This is a genomic window from Enterococcus sp. DIV1368b (assembly GCF_050529595.1).
GTDB classification, from domain to species: Bacteria; Bacillota; Bacilli; order Lactobacillales; family Enterococcaceae; genus Enterococcus_B; species Enterococcus_B mundtii.
Map to the genome: position 1 here is coordinate 313,185 of NZ_CP172883.1, position 19,859 is coordinate 333,043.

The 19,859-nt window shown below is 40.0% G+C and carries 15 protein-coding genes and 1 pseudogene; 10 read left to right on the forward strand and 6 right to left on the reverse strand.

What is annotated here, in order from left to right; all coding sequences use genetic code 11:
• The 10 genes and pseudogenes from IGJ19_RS01515 (at nucleotide 1) to IGJ19_RS01560 (ending at nucleotide 10,719) form a co-directional block, all read left to right on the forward strand.
• Nucleotides 1-621, forward strand: coding sequence for an AAA family ATPase (locus tag IGJ19_RS01515; RefSeq protein ID WP_071866225.1), 621 nt, complete (start codon nucleotides 1-3; stop codon nucleotides 619-621).
• A 29-nt stretch (nucleotides 622-650) separates the two neighbouring features.
• A pseudogene (locus IGJ19_RS01520) lies at nucleotides 651-773 on the forward strand (dicarboxylate/amino acid:cation symporter); the annotation flags it as partial.
• A 203-nt stretch (nucleotides 774-976) separates the two neighbouring features.
• Nucleotides 977-2,818 carry a beta-glucoside-specific PTS transporter subunit IIABC gene (locus IGJ19_RS01525; protein WP_115357150.1) on the forward strand — a complete coding sequence of 614 codons (1,842 nt, stop codon included), beginning with the start codon at nucleotides 977-979 and terminating at the stop codon, nucleotides 2,816-2,818.
• A 31-nt stretch (nucleotides 2,819-2,849) separates the two neighbouring features.
• A complete protein-coding gene (locus IGJ19_RS01530) occupies nucleotides 2,850-4,310 on the forward strand; it encodes a glycoside hydrolase family 1 protein (RefSeq protein WP_181880083.1) in 1,461 nt (486 codons plus the stop codon).
• A 50-nt stretch (nucleotides 4,311-4,360) separates the two neighbouring features.
• Nucleotides 4,361-5,200, forward strand: a complete 840-nt coding sequence (locus IGJ19_RS01535) for a PRD domain-containing protein (RefSeq protein WP_074799634.1) — start codon at nucleotides 4,361-4,363, stop codon at nucleotides 5,198-5,200.
• Nucleotides 5,201-5,706: 506 nt separating this feature from the next.
• Nucleotides 5,707-6,645: a 2-dehydropantoate 2-reductase gene (locus IGJ19_RS01540; protein WP_019722895.1), complete on the forward strand. Its 939-nt coding sequence runs from the start codon at nucleotides 5,707-5,709 to the stop codon at nucleotides 6,643-6,645.
• Nucleotides 6,646-6,658: 13 nt separating this feature from the next.
• Entirely contained in the window at nucleotides 6,659-7,711 is a 1,053-nt protein-coding gene (locus IGJ19_RS01545) for a PTS transporter subunit IIC (RefSeq protein ID WP_071866187.1), read from the forward strand.
• A 137-nt stretch (nucleotides 7,712-7,848) separates the two neighbouring features.
• Nucleotides 7,849-8,586: a tRNA pseudouridine(38-40) synthase TruA gene (truA, locus tag IGJ19_RS01550; protein WP_074799635.1), complete on the forward strand. Its 738-nt coding sequence runs from the start codon at nucleotides 7,849-7,851 to the stop codon at nucleotides 8,584-8,586.
• Nucleotides 8,587-8,684: 98 nt separating this feature from the next.
• Nucleotides 8,685-9,503 carry a peptide-methionine (S)-S-oxide reductase MsrA gene (gene msrA, locus IGJ19_RS01555; RefSeq protein WP_430604316.1) on the forward strand — a complete coding sequence of 273 codons (819 nt, stop codon included), beginning with the start codon at nucleotides 8,685-8,687 and terminating at the stop codon, nucleotides 9,501-9,503.
• Nucleotides 9,504-9,723: 220 nt separating this feature from the next.
• Complete coding sequence (locus IGJ19_RS01560) at nucleotides 9,724-10,719, forward strand: aldo/keto reductase (RefSeq protein ID WP_430604317.1); 996 nt, start codon at nucleotides 9,724-9,726, stop codon at nucleotides 10,717-10,719.
• A 273-nt stretch (nucleotides 10,720-10,992) separates the two neighbouring features.
• Here the strand turns inward: IGJ19_RS01560 and IGJ19_RS01565 are convergent, their stop codons facing one another.
• From IGJ19_RS01565 to IGJ19_RS01590, 6 genes are all read right to left on the reverse strand, one after another.
• Nucleotides 10,993-11,367, reverse strand: coding sequence for a hypothetical protein (locus IGJ19_RS01565; protein ID WP_071866192.1), 375 nt, complete (start codon nucleotides 11,365-11,367; stop codon nucleotides 10,993-10,995).
• A 19-nt stretch (nucleotides 11,368-11,386) separates the two neighbouring features.
• Nucleotides 11,387-11,875, reverse strand: coding sequence for a signal peptidase I (gene lepB / locus IGJ19_RS01570; RefSeq protein ID WP_430604557.1), 489 nt, complete (start codon nucleotides 11,873-11,875; stop codon nucleotides 11,387-11,389).
• A 51-nt stretch (nucleotides 11,876-11,926) separates the two neighbouring features.
• Nucleotides 11,927-12,250 (reverse strand): hypothetical protein, encoded by a 324-nt coding sequence (locus IGJ19_RS01575; RefSeq protein WP_430604318.1) that lies wholly within the window; start codon nucleotides 12,248-12,250, stop codon nucleotides 11,927-11,929.
• A 61-nt stretch (nucleotides 12,251-12,311) separates the two neighbouring features.
• Entirely contained in the window at nucleotides 12,312-14,057 is a 1,746-nt protein-coding gene (locus tag IGJ19_RS01580) for a class C sortase (RefSeq protein WP_430604319.1), read from the reverse strand.
• A gap of 203 nt (nucleotides 14,058-14,260) precedes the next feature.
• Entirely contained in the window at nucleotides 14,261-14,974 is a 714-nt protein-coding gene (locus IGJ19_RS01585; RefSeq protein ID WP_074799640.1) for a pilin N-terminal domain-containing protein, read from the reverse strand.
• Nucleotides 14,955-19,850: a SpaA isopeptide-forming pilin-related protein gene (locus IGJ19_RS01590; protein ID WP_430604320.1), complete on the reverse strand. Its 4,896-nt coding sequence runs from the start codon at nucleotides 19,848-19,850 to the stop codon at nucleotides 14,955-14,957. The genes IGJ19_RS01585 and IGJ19_RS01590 overlap by 20 nt, the downstream gene beginning before the upstream one ends.
• Nucleotides 19,851-19,859: the final 9 nt, after the last annotated feature.

Consider the following 19,859-nt stretch of genomic DNA (forward strand, 5'->3'; position numbering starts at 1 on the left):
ATGAAAAAATATTTGTTTCTTTTGGCAGGAAGTCCGGGAACAGGAAAAACTTATTTGATGGAACGACTGTTCGAACGGTTTCCAACGATGTATCGTCTTACCTTAGATGAAGTCAAAGAGTATTACGCTGAATCAATTGGGTTCGATAATTTAGCTGAACGAGCAGAGCAAGAAAAAAACAAGGTGTATCCATTCTTTTATCAGGCGTTGGAACTGTACATGGAAGCTGGGAAGAAAGTGATTGTTTCAGAGTATCCTTTCAGTGACAAACAAAAAGGACCATTAGAAGCGTTATCAAAAAAATATGGCTATGAAGTGATCACGATTCGCTTGCACGCAGACTTTGATGTACTATGGCAACGACGTTATAAAAGAGATCGTGATCCTGAACGTCATTTGAGTTATATCATGGACCATTATCATTATGGAGATACGTTGGACGATCGATCGTTAGGAACCAATCATATCACCAAAGAAGAATTTAGAGCTGTTATAAATGATCGAAAGTATGAACACTTTGAACTTGGAACGCTTTATACATTCGATGTGACTGATTTTACCAAAGTGGATTATACGCCGCTGTTAGACGAGTTAGAGTGGCGAGTGGCGAATGACCAATAAAAATTAATGACAAATTGATTGATTCGACTGGTGTTGAATGGTTAGTAGGGATGTTGCGCACGATTTTGAATGTCAATTCTGATGTGTATTCAGCGATCCTAGTGGCGAAATCAGTCGATGAAATCGATTATGAGATTTTTAGTCGTGGCTAAATGAATAAAAAGAAAGGGGTTGCAATTTTAAAAAATACTTGTTATAGTAAATGTAAATAAAACAGGCATGTGACTGGTAAAGCAGGCAGGACCTAAAGAAAGACACACAAAGAATCCTTTGTTGTTATTTCTTATGGTCTTGCCTGCTTTTTTCTTTTTTGTCTGCGCAGCGAAAAAGGAAAACGAAAGAAGGAGTGGAAAAAATGGATTATCAAACTTTAGCAAAGCATATTTTACAATTCGTTGGCGGAAAAGAAAATATCATTCATTTGGAACATTGTTCAACTAGGCTTCGTTTTACGTTGAAAGATGTCAAACAAACAAATCGTGAAGAGTTAGAACGCTTAGATGGGGTCATCGGTGTTCGTAGCAATGCTCAATTCCAAGTAATCATTGGGAATGAAGTAGTGGAAGTTTATGACGAATTAGCCAAACTGATCGGAGAAATCTCTGCAGATCAGAACATAAACAAAGAAAAGAAACCTGTTGGAACAATTTTACTTGATTTTATCATTTCAGTTTTTCAACCGTTGATTCCCGCGATTGCAGGTGGCGGTGTCTTAAAATCACTTTTACTGCTCTTATCTTTATTGGGTGTCATGGATGCAAACTCATCTACTTACCTTCTATTGAATTTGATCGGAGGAGCGCCTCTTTATTTCTTACCGATTTTAGTTGCGATGACGACGGCAAGAAAGCTAAAAGTCAATGAGATCGTAGCTGTTTCAGCAGTGAGTGCCTTGCTTTTACCAGAAATGGCAACCCTTCTAGCAGACGGAACATCCTTTCTAGGGTTCTCAATTGAAAATATTGCGTATGCTTCTCAAGTCTTCCCAGCAATCTTAACAGTGTTGTTTTATAGTATCGTCGAAAAATATGTCACGAAAATTTCTCCGAAGCCGATTCGTATTTTCTTTGTTCCGATGGTTGCTTTATTAGTGACTGTCCCAGTTGCACTGCTGATTTTAGGCCCTTTAGGCTATAACGTTGGTGGCGCATTCTCATATTTGATCGTCGAGTTATATCAACGATTAGGCTGGTTAGCAACAGGTTTACTTGCTGCAGTTTTACCATTGATGGTCGTTACTGGTATGCACAAAGCGATGATTCCTTATGCTGTTTCTTCAATGGGAGAGTTAGGAAAAGAGATGCTCTATTTACCGGCTTCTTTGGCTCACAATATCGCTGAATCTGGTGCATGTTTTGCCGTAAGTTTAAAGACAAAAAATATGAAATTGCGACAAACAGCGATTTCTGCAGGAATCTCAGCTTTGTTTGGTATCACTGAACCCGCATTATATGGGGTCACGATCTTACACAAAAGGGTATTGAGTATCGTGATGGTTTCTAGTTTCATCGGCGGGATATTTGCCGGAATCATGGCTTTAGAAGCCTTCGCATTGGTTGGACCAGGGATTGCGAGTATCACTATGTTTGCCAGTGCAGATCAACCGATGAATCTTGTCTGGGCATTCGTCTGTACAGCTCTTTCTTTTGTTGTGTCGTTTGTAGGTGGCTTGGTATTTTTTAAAGATCAAGAAGAAGCAACCACACAAGAAGAGAACGAGAGTCGTAGGGGAGGAACTTGGGGTATCGTGAGCCCAGTCAAAGGGCAAGTGATTCCTCTTGAAACAGTCCCAGATGATGTCTTTTCTAGTGGGATGGTTGGCGAAGGTGTCGGGGTCATTCCAGAAGAAGGTATTGTTTTTTCTCCTGAAGAAGCACAAGTGACCATGCTATTTGAGACAGGTCATGCAATCGGGTTACGAACGGTGAGCGGAGTAGAATTACTGATTCATGTAGGAATCGATACAGTCAAGTTACAAGGTGAAGGTTTCCATGCCCTTGTTCAAGAAGGGCAGATGGTGCAACCAGGCGAGCGTTTACTTGAGTTTGATATTGAAAAAATCAAACAAGCAGGATTTGATCCAGTCGTTGTGGTGGTCGTGACCAATCAGAAGGAGTATCACATTGATCGTCAAGTAGAAAATCAATCAGTGACACCCGAAACTGAGTTATTGATGATTTCTGCTTTAGCAAAATGAAAAAATGAAAGTGAGGAATAGAAAAATGGATATGACACAAACAGGTTTTCCCGAAGGATTTCTATGGGGAGGTGCAATTGCAGCAAACCAAGTAGAAGGGGCATGGGATATTGGTGGAAAAGGGTTATCTGTGGCCGATGTTGCAACCTACAAACCCAATGTAGACAACAAAGATTACGCAGCTCATGTAGGTGTGACGATCGAAAAAGTAGAAGAAGCAATAGCCGACCCTACAGACAAGTGGTTCCCTAAACGACGAGGGGTCGATTTCTATCATCGTTACAAAGAGGATTTAGCGTTATTTGCAGAAATGGGGTTTACTACATTACGTTTGTCGATTGCGTGGTCCCGACTCTTTCCAAATGGGGATGAAAAGACAGCTAATCCTGAAGGTGTCTCATTTTACAAAGAAGTTTTTAAAGAAATGAAGCGCTTAGGAATCGAACCGATTGTGACCTTGTCTCATTATGAGATGCCATTAGCATTAGCGATGAAAGGCAACGGTTGGATTCAACGAAGTGTGGTGGATGACTTTGTTCGATTTGCAGATACTTGTTTTGATGAATTTGGGGAGTATGTTCATTACTGGTTGACGTTCAATGAAGTGGATAGTATTTTTAGACACCCATTTACGACTGCAGGGATTTTGACTGATACAATCGAACCAGACAAAATCGAAGCGGCTATTTATCAAGCGTTACATCATCAATTTGTGGCAGGGGCTTTAGCAACGAAACATTGCCATGAAAAAATCCCTGGTAGCCAAGTTGGTTGTATGTTGACCAAATTGATGACCTATCCGTTGACGAGCCGACCAGAAGATGTGGAACGAACATTGAAAAAGAATATGAACAATCATTTTTATGCGGATGTTCAAGTGAAAGGTATGTATCCGCCGCTCGTGTTGAAAGACTTAGCCAACCGTCATATCACAATCGACATGCTACCTGGTGACAAAGAATTATTGAAAGAACATACGGCAGATTTCTTATCGTTTAGTTATTATATGTCTATGTGTGAATCCGCAGATCCAAAGGCAGAGCGGACACCGGGGAATACCGTTTTGGGTGTTAAAAATCCTTATTTAGAAGCGACAGATTGGGGCTGGCAAATCGATCCTTTAGGCTTGAAAATTTCTTTACTAGAATTATATGACCGTTATCAAGTACCCTTGATGATCGTTGAAAATGGCATGGGAGCTTTTGATGAAGTGATTGACGATGAAATCCATGATCCCTATCGAATCGCCTATTTTACTGCACATTTCAAAGCGATGAAAGCAGCCATCGATGAAGGGGTGGATTTGATTGGGTATACAAGTTGGGGGCCTATTGATTTAGTCAGTGCCGGAACCTCTCAAATGTCAAAACGTTACGGATTCATTTATGTAGATGCGGATGATGAAGGAAATGGAAGTTATGATCGCTTGCGTAAAGATTCATTTTACTGGTATAAAGAAGTTATTAGAACGAACGGTCGATCCATCGAGTGAAGGAACTGTTCGATGCGTTCAAGGAGTAACCTTGACCGAAGGAGGCTATCATGAGGAAAATACTAAAGGTGCTTAACTCCAGTGTGGTATTGATCGACAGCAATCAGCAAAAAATGATTGCTTTAGGAAAAGGGATTGGTTTTGGCAAAAAGCCCGGTGAGATCATCTCGGATGATTCGATTGATGAAATCTATCTGCCCTATGATGAAGGCAAAGCCATGCAATTATTGGATTTGATCAAAGAGGTTCCTTTGACCTATTTTGAATTAACGAAAGCAATGGTCTCTAGTATGGAGAAACGACTAGGGAAACGGTTAAACTCTAGTATTTATTTAACATTACCTGATCATTTACATTTTTCAGTTGAACGTATGACCAAAGGAATCATCATCACTAACCGGTTATATTGGGAAATCAAGAATTACTATCCGGAAGAATATCAAGCAGCCGAGCAAGCGCTAACGATCTTCAATGAAAAATCCGATGTCGAGTTACCCATTGAAGAGGCAGCAAATATCGCCTTTCATGTCATTAATTCATTGTCTCAAGAAAGTCAGGGAACCGATAGTATGAAGCAAGCGAAAATGATTGGTGGCATCGTCAACTTAGTAAAATATTCGATTCGGATCGACATTGCTCCAGACTCGATCCATTATAGTCGTTTTATTACTCATGTTCGTTTTTTCGTTGAACGGTTGTTTGCGAATAAGATGCTGGATGGACAAGATGATGGTCTGTATCAGCAAATGTGTACCTTGTATCCATTGGCGATGGAAAATGCAGACAAAGTAAGGCAATATATCCAGAAAATGATCCAACAGGAAATCACGAAAGAGGAAGTCACCTATCTAGGTGTGCATATCAATCGATTGATGCGGCACCCTGATTGAAGAAAAAATAGACAAGATTAAGTAATGAAAAGCAGCAAGCCAGTGATCCTTTCTGGTAGCTGCTTTTTTTTGTAACAAATAGGAGGAATAGACTTTTTAGCAAAATATATGTCTATAAAGTACCAGATATCCTATTTTTTGGATAATATCGTGTGGTGATTCACAATCGTATCTGATTAGTTATATAACATAATTGATTTAAAAATTAACAAAAATAATTAGGGTTATATTAAAAAAACGGGCTGTTTTTAGTGTATAATACTCCTTAGTGTCATGCGACAACCCATCCACTTGGGCTTAAAATGATTAGATAACGCTTACGTTTGTGAGCAATCAATCAGGCTATTTGAAATAAATCAAAGGAAATGGGAAAATGAGTCAAGTAAAATAGTTTTTCAAGCGAATAATCAGTCATAACTAGCGGACATTGTGAATGATTGAATGATCGTAAGGGGAATTATTTGCTTATTCGTCGTATAACCAAATTAAAGGGGGAGAACAAAGAAATGAAGATAGCAATTGCTGGTGCAGGTGCAATGGGGAGTCGGTTTGGACTCATGTTGCAAAAAGGTGGAAATGACGTGACATTGATCGATGGTTGGAAAGACCATGTAGAAGCGATCAAAGAAAACGGATTGAAAGCTAACTTTAACGGTGAGGACATCGTTGTCGATATCCCAGTCGTTCTTCAATCAGAAATCAATGACGTAGAAAAAGTTGATTTGATCGTCTTATTCACGAAAGCAATGCAACTAGAAAAAATGTTGGAAGATATTCGTCCAATGATCAAAGATGAGACCAAAGTCCTTTGTTTATTGAACGGAATCGGCCATGAAGATATTATTGAAAAATTTGTACCAATGAAAAATATTTTTATTGGTAATACAATGTGGACGGCAGGCCTAGAAGGTCCTGGACGTGTGAAATTATTTGGTAGTGGTTCAGTAGAACTACAAAACTTAGGAGACGGACAAGAAGAAGCTGCGAAAGAATTGGCAGAAACTTTAGCTGAATCGGGTTTGAATGCGAAGTATTCAAGTAATATCCATTACTCGATCTATCGTAAAGCTTGTGTCAATGGCACGATGAACGGCTTATGTACGATTTTAGACGTGAACATGGCAGGACTTGGTCGTACTTCTACGGCTCATGATATGGTTGTTGCTATCGTAAATGAATTTGGTCAAGTAGCAAAAGCAGAAAATATTGATTTAGATGTGGAAGAAGCAGTCGCACACTGTGAAACTTGTTTTGATCCTGAGACGATCGGTATGCATTTCCCATCGATGCATCAAGATTTGATCAAAAACAACCGATTGACAGAAATCGACTATATCAACGGTGCGATTTCACGTAAAGGAAAGAAATACGGGATCGCTACGCCTTACTGTGACTTTTTGACAGCGCTCGTGCATGCAAAAGAACAGATTTTACAGGCGAAATAGGAGGAACAAATAAATGGATACGACGAATAAATTAACGCCAAGAATTTTTTTGAACAAAGTATTAGCTGGAACAGCAACAGGGATCATCGTAGGACTGATTCCAAATGCTGTTTTAGGAGCTATTTTAAAGTATTTCAGTGAATATCCTGTTGCTGTGACGATCGCACAACTAGCTGTGATCTTCCAATTAGCGACTCCGTTGATCATTGGTGGTTTGATCGGGTTACAATTTGGGTTTAATCCGATGCAAATGATGGTAGTAGCTGGTGCTTCATTTGTCGGCTCTGGTGTTGTCCGCTTTATGCCAGACCTTGGTGAAGCAGGTGTATATGTAGGGTCAGGTACAGGAGATATCATCAATACTATGATCACTGCAGCGATTGCTGTTGGTCTGATCCTATTGATCGGCGATCGTTTTGGCTCAGTCGCAATCGTATTGACACCAATCGTAGTCGGTGTGGGCGCAGGTCTTATTGGGTTTTATTTATTCCCTTATGTGACAGCGATCACCTCTGCAATCGGTGAAGGTATCAATAACTTCACGACATTGCAACCTCTTTTGATGTCTATTTTGATCGGTTGTTCATTTGCCTTTTTGATCATTTCACCGATTTCAACAGTGGCGATTGGTTTAGCAATCCAGTTAGACGGTGTCTCTGCTGGTGCTGCTGCTATGGGTGTTGCAGCAACAACCTTTGTGTTGATCGTCAATTCTTGGCGTGTCAATAAATCAGGTGTCACGATTGCGATTGCGTTAGGTGCGATGAAGATGATGATGCCGAACTTATTCCGTAAACCGATCATCTTAGTTCCATGTTTAGTAAGTGCGGTTATCACAGCGATACCTGTTGCACTTTTCTCTGTATCAGGAACACCAGCTTCTGCGGGCTTTGGGATCGTTGGTTTAGTTGGCCCTCTTGCTTCATTAGATGCTGGACTAAATATCGTGATGGTGTTGATTTGTTGGTTCGTCGTACCAGTCGCGGCTGCTTTATTTACGCAATTGGTATTTGAAAAAGTCTTAAAACTTTACGACCGAGAAGAAGTCTTCAAATTCTTAGGTTGATCAAAATTATAAAAGAAAAAAACGCAAAACAGAGAAATTTCTGGATTGCGTTTTTTTTTGAGAAGAAGCTGGTGTTATCTGCTATACTGACACTAAATGAAAACAATGGATCATTTGATCCAATAGAAGGAGAATACATGAGAAATATAAAATTAACGATCGAATATGATGGAAAAAGATATTCTGGTTGGCAACGACTTGGTAATGATGAAAAAACGATCCAAGGAAAGATCGAAGCGATCATTTCGCAAATGACCGGTGAAACGATTGAGATTATCGGTTCTGGTCGAACAGACGCTGGGACACACGCCAGAGGTCAAGTAGCTAACTTCAAAACAGCTAGTACAATGAGTCGAATGGAGATGCTGGATTTCCTCAATCGTTATTTGCCAAGAGATATTGTGGTGAAAAAAGTGGAAGAAGTACCTGAACGTTTTCATGCTAGATATAATGCAAAAGGGAAAAAATATAGTTACTACGTTTGGAATGCACCGATTCCAACAGTGTTTGAAAGAAACCATAGTTTTGATTATCCGAAGGCACTTGATTTGGAGAAAATGGAAGAAGCTTGTCGGAAACTAGAAGGAAAACATGACTTTATTGGATTTTCAGCATTGAAAAAAACAAAAAAATCAACAGTACGTACAATTGAAGAATTATCGGTCCAACAAGAAGGTAATATGCTTCATTTTACATTTGTAGGGGATGGTTTTTTGTATAAAATGGTACGGATCTTAATGGGAACGATTTTAGATATTGGTTCAGGTAAAGCAGATTTATCTTTGATCGATACGATTTTTGAAACGAAAGTCAGACAGCAAGCAGGCGAGACAGTTCCCGCACATGCGCTTTTTCTAGATGAAGTGTATTATTAAGAGATGTTAAATGATTCAAAGAAAATAGTGAAAAAGCAATCTCAGCTTTTTCCTGTTTCCTTGGATCGACAAGGGACACTTTGGGAGGAGGAGATCCGATGAAGAAAGAGGAAGAAATCACCACTCTCTATAATTTGATTTTAAACCCAAACACGCGAGACTGGGAGCGGCAACAACTAATGGCAGCAAAAGAAGAGTTAGCAACTTCTGTTTCTCTAAAAGAGGTACTTGAAAAGTTGGAAGTTTCTTTACGACCATTAGCTTTACGACAAAATCTAACGCCAGACGTCATGGATTTCTATTTGCAAATGATCGGCGATCCGTTAGGGGAAGCGCGGTATGATTTTTCTAAACACGAAATGACAGATCCGACTGTTCAAGAACGAGCAGTATTTGCTGGCGGTTGTTTTTGGTGTATGGTAGAGCCTTTTGAGCAAAAAGCAGGGATTGTTTCTGTGATGTCCGGGTACACAGGTGGACAGTTTGATTCCCCTAATTATGACCAAGTCAGTGGCGGCTATACTGGTCATGTGGAAGCAGTGGAGATCATATTTGATAAGCGAGTGATCAGTTATCAAGAGCTAGTCGAGATTTACTGGCAAGTAACGGACCCGACGGATGAATTTGGACAATTCCAAGACCGCGGAGAACAATATCGCCCAATCATTTTTGTTCAAAATGAAGAGCAACAAAAAACTGCTGAAGCGTCGAAACAAGCATTAAGCGCATCAGGTCGCTACAGAAAACCGATAGTTACAGCTATTTTGCCAGCGACAGCTTTTTGGCCGGCTGAAAATTACCATCAACAATTTTACCAGAAGCAACCAAAACGTTACAAAAAAATAAAACAAACCCGTCGTCAATTAGCATTTTTGCAAAGAATGACGCACAATTGGGGGAAAAAAGCCAAGAAATAAATAAGTTAACACAATTATGATAGCGTTTTCTGCCAGAGCTGATGTATCACTTGAAAGTAGACAAGGATACATGGGTACTTGAAATAGAGATGGATCAAAAAGCTGGGTTAGTAGTCATCTGCTATCCTTGAAAATGAAAAACGGCATTCCAGAAGTAACTCCTTATTTTTTCGGAGTGGAAGACTTCTGTGATAATCATAAAAAATAAGGAGTGAATGAAATGTATGTAGCTGATAAAACGCGTTACGAAAACATGGAGTATCGTAAAAGCGGTCGATCTGGCTTAAAGCTGCCCTTACTGTCTTTAGGGTTATGGCAAAATTTTGGGGAATATGATCCCATCAGTAATCAGCGGGAAATTTTAAGGGGGGCTTTTGATTTAGGCATCACCCATTTTGATCTAGCCAATAATTATGGTGGACCTGCTGGAGCAGCTGAAACAAACTTTGGGCGACTTTTTAAAGAGGATTTCAAATCCTATCGAGATGAACTGATTATCTCTAGTAAAGCAGGCTATCATATGTGGGATGGCCCTTATGGCGATTGGGGGTCTCGTAAGTCGATCATTGCCAGTTGTGACCAGAGTTTGCAACGTATGGGTTTGGACTATGTGGATATTTTCTATCATCATCGTCCAGATCCTGAAACACCTTTGGAAGAAACCGCAGAGGCATTGATGCAATTAGTTCGACAAGGAAAGGCCCTTTATATCGGTATCTCTAACTACAATGGGGCGGACACACAGCGAATGGCGGAAATTTTACGCAAAAAAGATGCACCCTTCGTGATCCATCAAATGCGTTACAATCTGTTTTCAAGAGAATTACTTGAGACGGACTTAGCACCTGTTCTTGCTGAAAGTGGACTAGGTGCAATCACGTTTAGTCCCTTAGCACAAGGCTTGTTAACGAATCGCTACTTACATGGTATTCCTGAAGATTCACGTGCCCATCGAAAAGAAATCCCTTTTCTTTCAGAAGAACAGATTGCACCGACACTACGTAAAATCACACAGTTACAGGAAGTGGCGGAAGCGAGAGGACAAACATTGGCTCAGATGGCATTGGCGTGGAATGTGCGACAACCATCAGTGACAAGTGTCTTAGTCGGTGCTAGCCGTTTGAGTCAGTTGCAGGAAAGTGTCAAAATGAAAGATAATCTCGTCTTTGCACCAGAAGAACTAGCAACGATCGAAACGATTTTGGCAGAAAATTAACGTGTGAGAAAATCACGTTGAAGTGGATACAATAAAAGCAAGAGTGTCTGGGGCATTAGTCCTCTAGCATATTTTAAAACCGAATAAAAGGCGGAAACAGGAGTAACTTCTTCGGAAATAAGGCGTCATCCACAAAAATTTGAAAAACAATTTTCGTGGATGGCGCCTTATTTATCGAGGCTAAACACTTCTGTTCCAACCTCCTCTTGCTTCTGCTATCGTATTTTGTGTTTGAGAGGTGATGTAGAGACAGACGGCGCAGATTGTTTTTCTTCACTTCTTTTTTACTTGGTACAATAACTTGCCTGCTTGTTCTTCTAAAGTGAAGGTTTTATCGTCTTGCTTTTTTTGTTCCTGTTCTATTTGTTCCAAATTTGTTTCAGACGCAACAGAAGGAGCCTTCACATACAACATACGCCCATCTTCTGCGGTTTTTATTAAAGATACGGGAGACGAGTGGCTATCGATTTCTGTTTTTTTTTCTGACACTGTCGCTGTTTCTAGCGTTAGCTCACTTATTTTTCTTGTGAATGGTTCATGTAGTTCTTCCTCAGTTTCCAAATCAATCTCTTCCTCTAGTGGTAGTTGATAAATTTCATCTAATAAACTTTTTGAGAAAAACCAACCATCATTCTTTTTTTTACCCATAGTTGTCAAACACTTCCTTTTATTTAAAAATAACTTTTCCTAAAATACGAGAATGACTAACAAGTCCAAATGTCCGACTATCTTCAGAAATATCCGGATTATCGCCTAAAACAAAATAGGTATTTTCAGGAAGATAGGTCAAATGTTTCATTTGCGCGACTGCTTCTGGACTCAGTCGAAAAATCTCTGTAGGAGAATGGGGCTTGCTGCCTAAATGCAAGGTCAGTTCATTCCCATGTACTTTTATAGAATCTCCTGGGATTCCGATAATCCTTTTTACGATTTCATCCGTAGAGGATCGCTGAATAGCGATGATGCTATAACGTGTAAGCGAAGAAAATTTGTCCACGATCACTATGTTGCCGTTGACTAAAGTATCCTCCATCGATGTTCCAGTAACTTGATGAAAGTGATAGCGGTGAAGCAAATAAGTAAACGTAACGCATAGAAGCAGACATATTAAGAAATAGGGTCCTTTCTTTTTCCTTTTTCGAAGTTGACCATTCACCCAAATAAACAAGAAAACAGCTCCCTTTTTTTACTTGCTTGTTCTTTTTGATTAGTCCAATCGATTTTTTAGTTCTTGGACTCGTTCAACTAACTCAAGGATTGTCTGATGGTCATTTATTCGAGCATTTTGTAGTTCAAACAGCATGTAGACGCAAAAGGCCAATGCAATAGTTAGCAAGCTATTAATGATCAAAAGATAAAAAAATTGTTTTTTCAATAATTTCAGTTCATAAATACTGATTTTTTTATATAGAAGTGGTTGACCACCGGCTTTCTTTTTTAGCAAAATCAATCTCACTTGTTTTATCATTTGGATTCCCAAGAAAAATAAAATAGCCAACACAACAAGGGATAAGATACTGTTGATAAGCATGAAAGAGACCTCCTTTATAAGTAGTTCTTTTGAAGATGTTTTGCTCAATGGGGGAAAACACTTAAACAAGATGGAACAACAGTATCGGTATCAATAAGAAAAAAACGATCGGGATCAAGGTCTGTAATGGCTCGGCGACGATCTTAGACGCCACGGACATTGACCACGAATTAATGGGATGGACGGGAGAGTCCGCGAGAATCGTACCATCTATGTTTGTACGGTTTTTTTCTAAGCCTAATTGTGCTAATTCAGTAGCGGATAAGGTGCTTAGACTTTTTACGCTACTTAAATTCCCTTGAACGACTCGACGAAAACGTGTGCCGATGTCACCTTCACAACGCACTAAAGTGATCATAGCTTGTGGTGCTTCTTTTTTGATTTCGAGTAACTCGATTTCTGTATCAACAACGACATCGTTGTAGCTCACTTCATAGACAAATAGCTCGTTGAAATCTGTCGCATAGATCTTTGCATTGAGACGAAGTTGAGCGATTTGATGAAGCAAGACATTTTGTTCAAATACATTATGTGACAAGAGGACATAATTGCCTTTGCCGAGTTGTTGATTTTGCGTGTAAGTGGCTACGCCATTCATCAAGTTGTCATTATTCATACCGGCCAGTATCGGTAAGTCGATTGCTACTTCTGGGATCATTATTTTTCCGATGCCCCAGTCATTGATGCTTTGTTGGTAATTGATCTTCGCTTTGGAAAAATTACTGAGATTGACACTCGCAATGTCGATTTCAGAGTAGTTAGCTGCCGCTATTTTTGGCAAGTTGAACGTTGAAAGGTCTGTATTTTGTCCTATATCAATGCTCTCCATTTCTTGTTGTTTCTGAATTTGTGTATAGCCATAGATTCCGACACTTAGTAAAGCAACCATTGAAAGAACTAAAGTAATAAAGAGCCCTTTGGTCAAGAAATAAAGGCGAAGCAATTTTTTTCTGGATTTTTCTTTGACAAAGGGGTCTTCAGAGCGAAAGCGTTTGACTAGATAACGAAAACGAACAATAAGTAGGAGAGCGAGAGTGAGACAAACACTGAAAGAGCCTAATACAATGGTTTGATAACTCCAGAAATTTCGTTTTTCAACTTGTCGATTAACGGCTTCGTTGTAAGGAATCCGGACACCATTTACTAATAATCGATACGTATTGATTCCTGGTGGCGTGCAAGTCAATAAGATGACCATATCCTTTCCAGGGATGATTTTGGCTTTATCGACTTCAGTAGGCAAGACTTCTTCAAAGGATTCGATTTGATAAGCGAGGCGTTCACCTAAAATCGTGAGAAAGAATAGATCGCCAATTTGAAGATGGATGATATCAGTAAATAAAACTTGGTTCTGGATACCGCTATGACCAGTGATGATCGATCGTGTGTTTTCACCGCCCACTGGAATCGAACTCGCTTCGTAATGTCCTAAGCCACGATTAAGTGTCAAAAAATCAGTGCCGTGATAAAAAGGCATGGTTTCGATTGCCAAAGCGGGAATGTCTAGTGTACCCATTACCCCAGCGGTATTGATCAATGTTTGGTACTCAATTTCATCGAAGTCAACCAAGTCTCCTTGTTGTTCTTTATAAATCAATTCATTGTAACGTTTTGCTTGCTCGAATTTATGCCCTAATTCATCTTTCGTTAGCTGTTCTAATGCTTGATGGTAATTGATGGAAGCAGTACTACGTTCACGATTTGCGAGATAGTTCGCAAAAATCGGATAGATCAAAGTGAGCGTTCCTAAAAGAATCAATAGTGAAGCAAATAACAAAAGAACAGACTTTTTTTCTTTTTCAATCAAGGTTGTTCACCTCATTTTCATTTCATTATTTTTGTTTTTAGATTTGCGAAAAAAGCAAAGTCATTTCTCTTTTCTGCTTTCGGAAATGTAAAAACGAGAGTTGTGAAAAATTCTGAAATAAGCGGAAATCCACAAAAATCAACACTCGATTTTTGTGAATTTCTTCTTACTTCTTAGGTTAGAAACAATTGGTTCTAGACTGTTTAAGGCTTTTTTTTCCCTTTTGGTTTAAAATTAACGATTGTGACGATCCCTAGTAAGATGATCAATGCCAGTGTAAAATAAACCGGAAAAAGTGAACCGAGATTCCCACTTGTTTGTGGAATCCTTTTTGTAGTCGCTTGCCCTTGTTTCGGTATAGTCGATCTAGGAGTAGCTCCTTCTTCAGGAGAGACGACCACGCTTGATTTTGGATAAATAAACAATTGATCTAAACGAGTGCCATCGGCAGTAATTGCAGGTAATTGGACAACGACTGGCTTAGCTGGGGAAGACAATGCATCGTTTGCAAGTTCGGTGACTTCATAGAGTCCTTCAGTCAATGGAATAGTCGCTTGCCCGTTTGACCCCGTGATGATTTCGATTGGTTCAAAACTTGGGATTTCCGTAAAAGGATCACTGGCATCATTACTCGGTGTGACCTTCTTGATTTGATAACGAATCCCAGGAAAGGGGGTTAATGCCTGTCCCTGTTCGTTCGTTAATCCCGTTTCTAAGGAGCCAGTTGGCTCAGAAGGAAGTAGGTGATTATCCATTTCCTGCTCTGAAAGCTTATATTTTACAATGGTTAATTGGAAGGCTTCTTCTGCGTATGCCACAGGAGTAGTCCATTTTCCAATTGAACCACCGAAGAGGAATAGTAGAACCAACAGGAGGCGAATAAATAAAATGGAATGATCATCTTTTTTTGGGTTCATCTTTCTTTCCTCCTGTTTTTTTTCGATTCATTTCCTCCAATTGGTATTTTGTACCTAATCCGATTAAACCAATCAGGGATAAACTAGCAGCTGCGATAAGGACACGTTGCATGATTGAACTGTTACCGGCAAAAGGCAATTCAGTGATCAGCTCATCTTCGGCAAAGAGATGAACGATCGTGTTGTTTTCATCCAATGTGACCTCGCTTGGTTGTTTCAATAGTTCATAGCCATCGGGTGCTTTTGTTTCAACCAACTCATAGGTACCGAAGGGAACCTCTTCAAAATGAATACGTCCATTCGCGTCAGTTGTCTTCGTTTGGAGGATCACGCCTGATTCTTTTTCGTGGAGGGAAAACTCAGCGCCAGCCAGTTTATTTCCTCCAATCAACTGATTTTCGTCATTGATATCTGGTTGATCATCCTGATCATCATCTACAGCGGTACCTGCTTCTAACTTATACAAATAAATCTCTCCAAGTGTACTGACAAATCCTAGGTTCAAGTAAGGAATATGATAGATAGAATCATCTGTCGTGATCATTCCCGGCAAATTGGCTAAAGGTTCAGCGATATACTCATTGGTTCGGAAGGTGGTTTGATTTGCTTTTGAGTTGATGGAAGGATCATCACCAACCATTGGCCTCGTTACTGCAACTTCTTTTCGTTCGATTTGATCGCCGATTTGGAATTCTACTACATAGGTTCCTTCTGGTAGATAATTAAAACTGTAATGACCATTTACATCTGTTTTTAGTGTGGCATTTCCGTTACTGTCAACAAATGATGTTCCTTTCAAGTTATGCTCGACCAACTGATCGGCTACTTCGCTTGGGTGAGTCAGGCTTGTTCGATAGAGTTTGACAGGGATATTTGCTAGCCTTTCCTCGCCATCATCGTATAGACCATCGCGATCTTCGTCTAACCATACGAACCCGCTCAACTCTCTGCCATATACTCGGGTAATCGTTTCTTGTGAATGGACAGGTAAGTCGATTTGCGCATTCATATGGGCGGTATTTCGATATTGGTCGCCTGGTAATTGGTCAACTGGTTGGACAGTGATGGAGAGAGTGACCGATTCACCAATCGGAACAGTTGGTTTAGTGATCATAAAACCTGTGGCATGTTTGATTTCTTCATCAGGTGTTGAACCGGGTGTGTATTCCGTCCATGTAGCAAGGTCGATCTCATTTGGGTTCGTCGCATCTTCTACTGGTTCGGTGGTGTAATACATCGTATATCCTTCTGTGTCGATATCCACTGAAAGAACCTCTAGCGTACCATTGAAAGAAGAGCCACGAGAATCACCGTTATACGGTAAGATATCCATCAGACGAAAATCATGAGCGGGTTGTAAGGCACTGTTGGCTGAAGTGATCGAATAAGTGAACGAAGTATCAGCATCCGCTTCGGTCAAAGGATTCATTTCTTGATTTCCTGTTTCAATTGATGTTTTGTTGACGGACTTGCTTATTGTTAGTTGCTGGACAAGCTCTTGAATGAACTGGTCTTGAGATGATCGAGCTGATTCGGCACGGGTATCTGTAATTTCTGGAGTATCGGAAATCCACATTTCACCAACACTACGTATGACGAGTGAATGAGTTAAGCCCATGTCATTGAATGCTAGTTGCGAACTATCACTGATAGCCGTGAAATTCACTTCAATCCCCTCTGTAATAGAGGAGTCAGGAAACACCCAACGCAATGTCGTTTCTCCGTTTTCGTGTTGGATAATGATTGGATCAGGTAAAGGATTATCATGTTCATCTTTCGAAGAACCAGCTAGGTAATTGATTCCTTTTGGAAGAATGGTATTCAGCGCACTATCATAATCAACTTCTTCCGATCCAGAGAATGTTCCTCGAACTTTGACATCGATTTGTTCGTCGGATTGATACAAAGGTTTCGATACAAGTGTTTCTGTTTCAATTCCAAAATTCTTAATAAAGGCATTTGTACCAAGAAAAGGCGTAGTAACAGCACTTGGTATACTACTATCGTAGGGAATGGTTACATTAGAACCATCCGCGGCCCAAGTAGCTGGAAAGAAAGTAAGATTATTTTCCGCAGGGCTTTGCTTAAAAACAACACCTGAATCATTTCTGAGAGCAGCACGTGATAGGTGGACATAAGGATCGCCCTCCTCATCCAATGCGCCTGATTGACCGATGACTCTTATTGGAACGCCATTCCAGTGTAAAAAGGTAGGCTCGTTATTGATATGGTATTGGAATCGGACGGCACTGATCACCCCAGCTTCCTGTGCTTCTTGGGGAGTGTCGTACCAAGTGTAATTTGAAACGATTGTATCAATATGTGGGACGGTTAAGTCGGGCATAGCATTTCCATTATTTCTAACACCATACGTTAAATAAGAGTAATCACTTTCGTTTGGATAATAACGTTGTGTATACGGTTGTCTAGAAATATCATACTCAAATCCATTGGAATTCCATTGGAAAATTTGGTCAGAGGTTGCTGTTCCAGGAACATTCTGTGTGACAAACCAGCCTCCTAAATGTAATTTTTGTCCTCTCATAAGAGTCGGTTTGCCAACATTAAATTCCCACGTATTGAATCCAATATCCTGATTTCCCCAACTGTGTATCTTGCCTGTTATGGGATCTGGAGGATTTAAAACGACGAAGTTTGGACCGGAGGAAATATCTCCTGTCGGAATCATATAACTACTAAAATGTACTTTAGCGTCATTAGTAGTAGTTACTCCATCATAATTTAAAGTAGGAATACTTAAGTTTAATGTGTAATACGACCAATTGTTTGTTAACATTAATTCCTGTAACCTCGAATGATCCCAGTCAAAAATAAATTCAATGCTGATAAAAGCTTTGTTTGAAAAGGTATGACCTAAAGTGTCATAAGTATAGATATTTTTGATTCCTTTATAGTTTGAGATTTCCCAAGATTCTTGATAATTTCCTAATTCAATCATGACATTACCAGAGTTGAACACCCCGATTTTTTTGTGATCACTATAAGGTTCAGAAAAGTAAAGTTCATTTGTTTTTCCGTGGGGTACAGGCAATGGGTGCGCTAATATTGTCGGATCAAATGTTGCTTCATACGGACTACCTTCTGTGGTTGCTTGCCAATCAGCAGTCGTTCGATCGGCATCTGTGACAGAATAGAAACGTGTTTGGGCGGAGTCATATTCAGATGGATCTACAGGTATTTGAGTATTTCCCAAAGTTCCGGTGACATTTTGAATAAGATCAAAAGTAATCGGTCCTTCAGGGTAGGTGGAACCGCGAATATCACCGATACTTCGTCCATCTAGATTTTTTAGCTCAATGACTAATCCTAGGTTGTATACCGAATCATTATTTGTAGCGTTAGGATCATAGATTTGATAAGTCGTTTGCTCGCCACGGACGAGTGTTGCAGCAATAGAAGGTGCGGAAGAAACGATTGTTGGCGGCGCAGTTAGATTTGCTAAATGTTCGACTGTATAAGTGTGATTAAATGTTTCTAACTCACCAGTATTTATATTTATGGCATCAATCAGTTGCAATTTGAACGTGGGTTGCATGATCGTTCCGTTCTTTGCACCAGACACATTGACAACGATGGGCACGAAAACTTGTCCCGAAGTGCTGATGATCGATTCCATGATGCCTTCAGAATACATGGTGCCATCACCGATGCCTGTATCAATATACGTGCCATTGGCAATTTCTCCATTAATAAAAGGCGCATCATTAATCAGGGTAGTCGCGTTAGGCAAGGTGCTAACGACACGATAGCGGATATTTGTGTAATCGTTTGGTAACTGTGTTTGTATTGAGAAGCCAAGTCGGTATAAGATTTGATCATTGGAACGCACGATATCGTTATTTGGAGAACTATCATAGCCAGGATCATCGTGGGAATCAAAACTGTCTGTACCAGTGGCCATCGTTAATTTGGCATCTTTGATGACGATAGGATTACTGCTAGTTTCTTCGCTGGTATCTATTTCTTCAGCCACTAATTTTGGTGTAATGATGGAGTCTTCTGCAGGGAACTCTTCTTCGAGAAGTTCTTCCATTGTTAAATCAGTTTCCTTTGTTTCGACCACTAAGATATTCTCATCGGCGATAGTTTCCTCAAATGGAGGAAGTGCTGTATCGTTTCTTTCATCATGGGTTTCAGCTTGTTCTGTTTGGGCCTCGTAGTCTGAGTCTTCGGCTGAAGATGACGTTTCTTCAACGTGGGATTCGGATGTTTCTTCTAATGCAGTCACATCATCTGGTCTTAACCATTGAAAAAGGGATTGATACTGCTGAGAATAAACATCCGTCAATACGATACTCATATCTTTCGTTGGTTCCCGAAAAACGAGAGTGACTGGCTGATCTTTGACTAAGCGTAAGTAAATAGTCGGTTGCTCCGAGTTTTCCTCGGATGCTACACCAATTACATCACTTGCTACTGCTTGTTCAATTGTAGGGAGGGCAGGCTCAACCATGGACGCAGTAGTTGAGGAGACGGTTGTTTCCGTCGTTTCTACACCAATACCTAGACGAGCAAGCTCTTCTTCTTGAACAAAATTTTCGGTGGAATAGATAGGGATGGTTTGCTCCTGTTCCTCATTTAAGGTGGTGATTGCATAATCCGTACTAGCTGGGAGAGCGAGTAAACGATTTTCAGTACTTCTGATCGTGATGGTTGCAGGATCATCATAAATTTGTGTTTCTTTTGTCATAAAGGTTTGATCCTGATTGATTACTTCAACTAAATGTGCTTCTTCTTTGGCTCGAAGGGGACCACCTACAATAACGACTTTAGCGATTATACCAAGGATAATCGCTAAAACAATCACTATTAGAATAGGAGGTTTTACTTTGAGTCTAGAAAAACTAGTATTCATTGCAGTCTC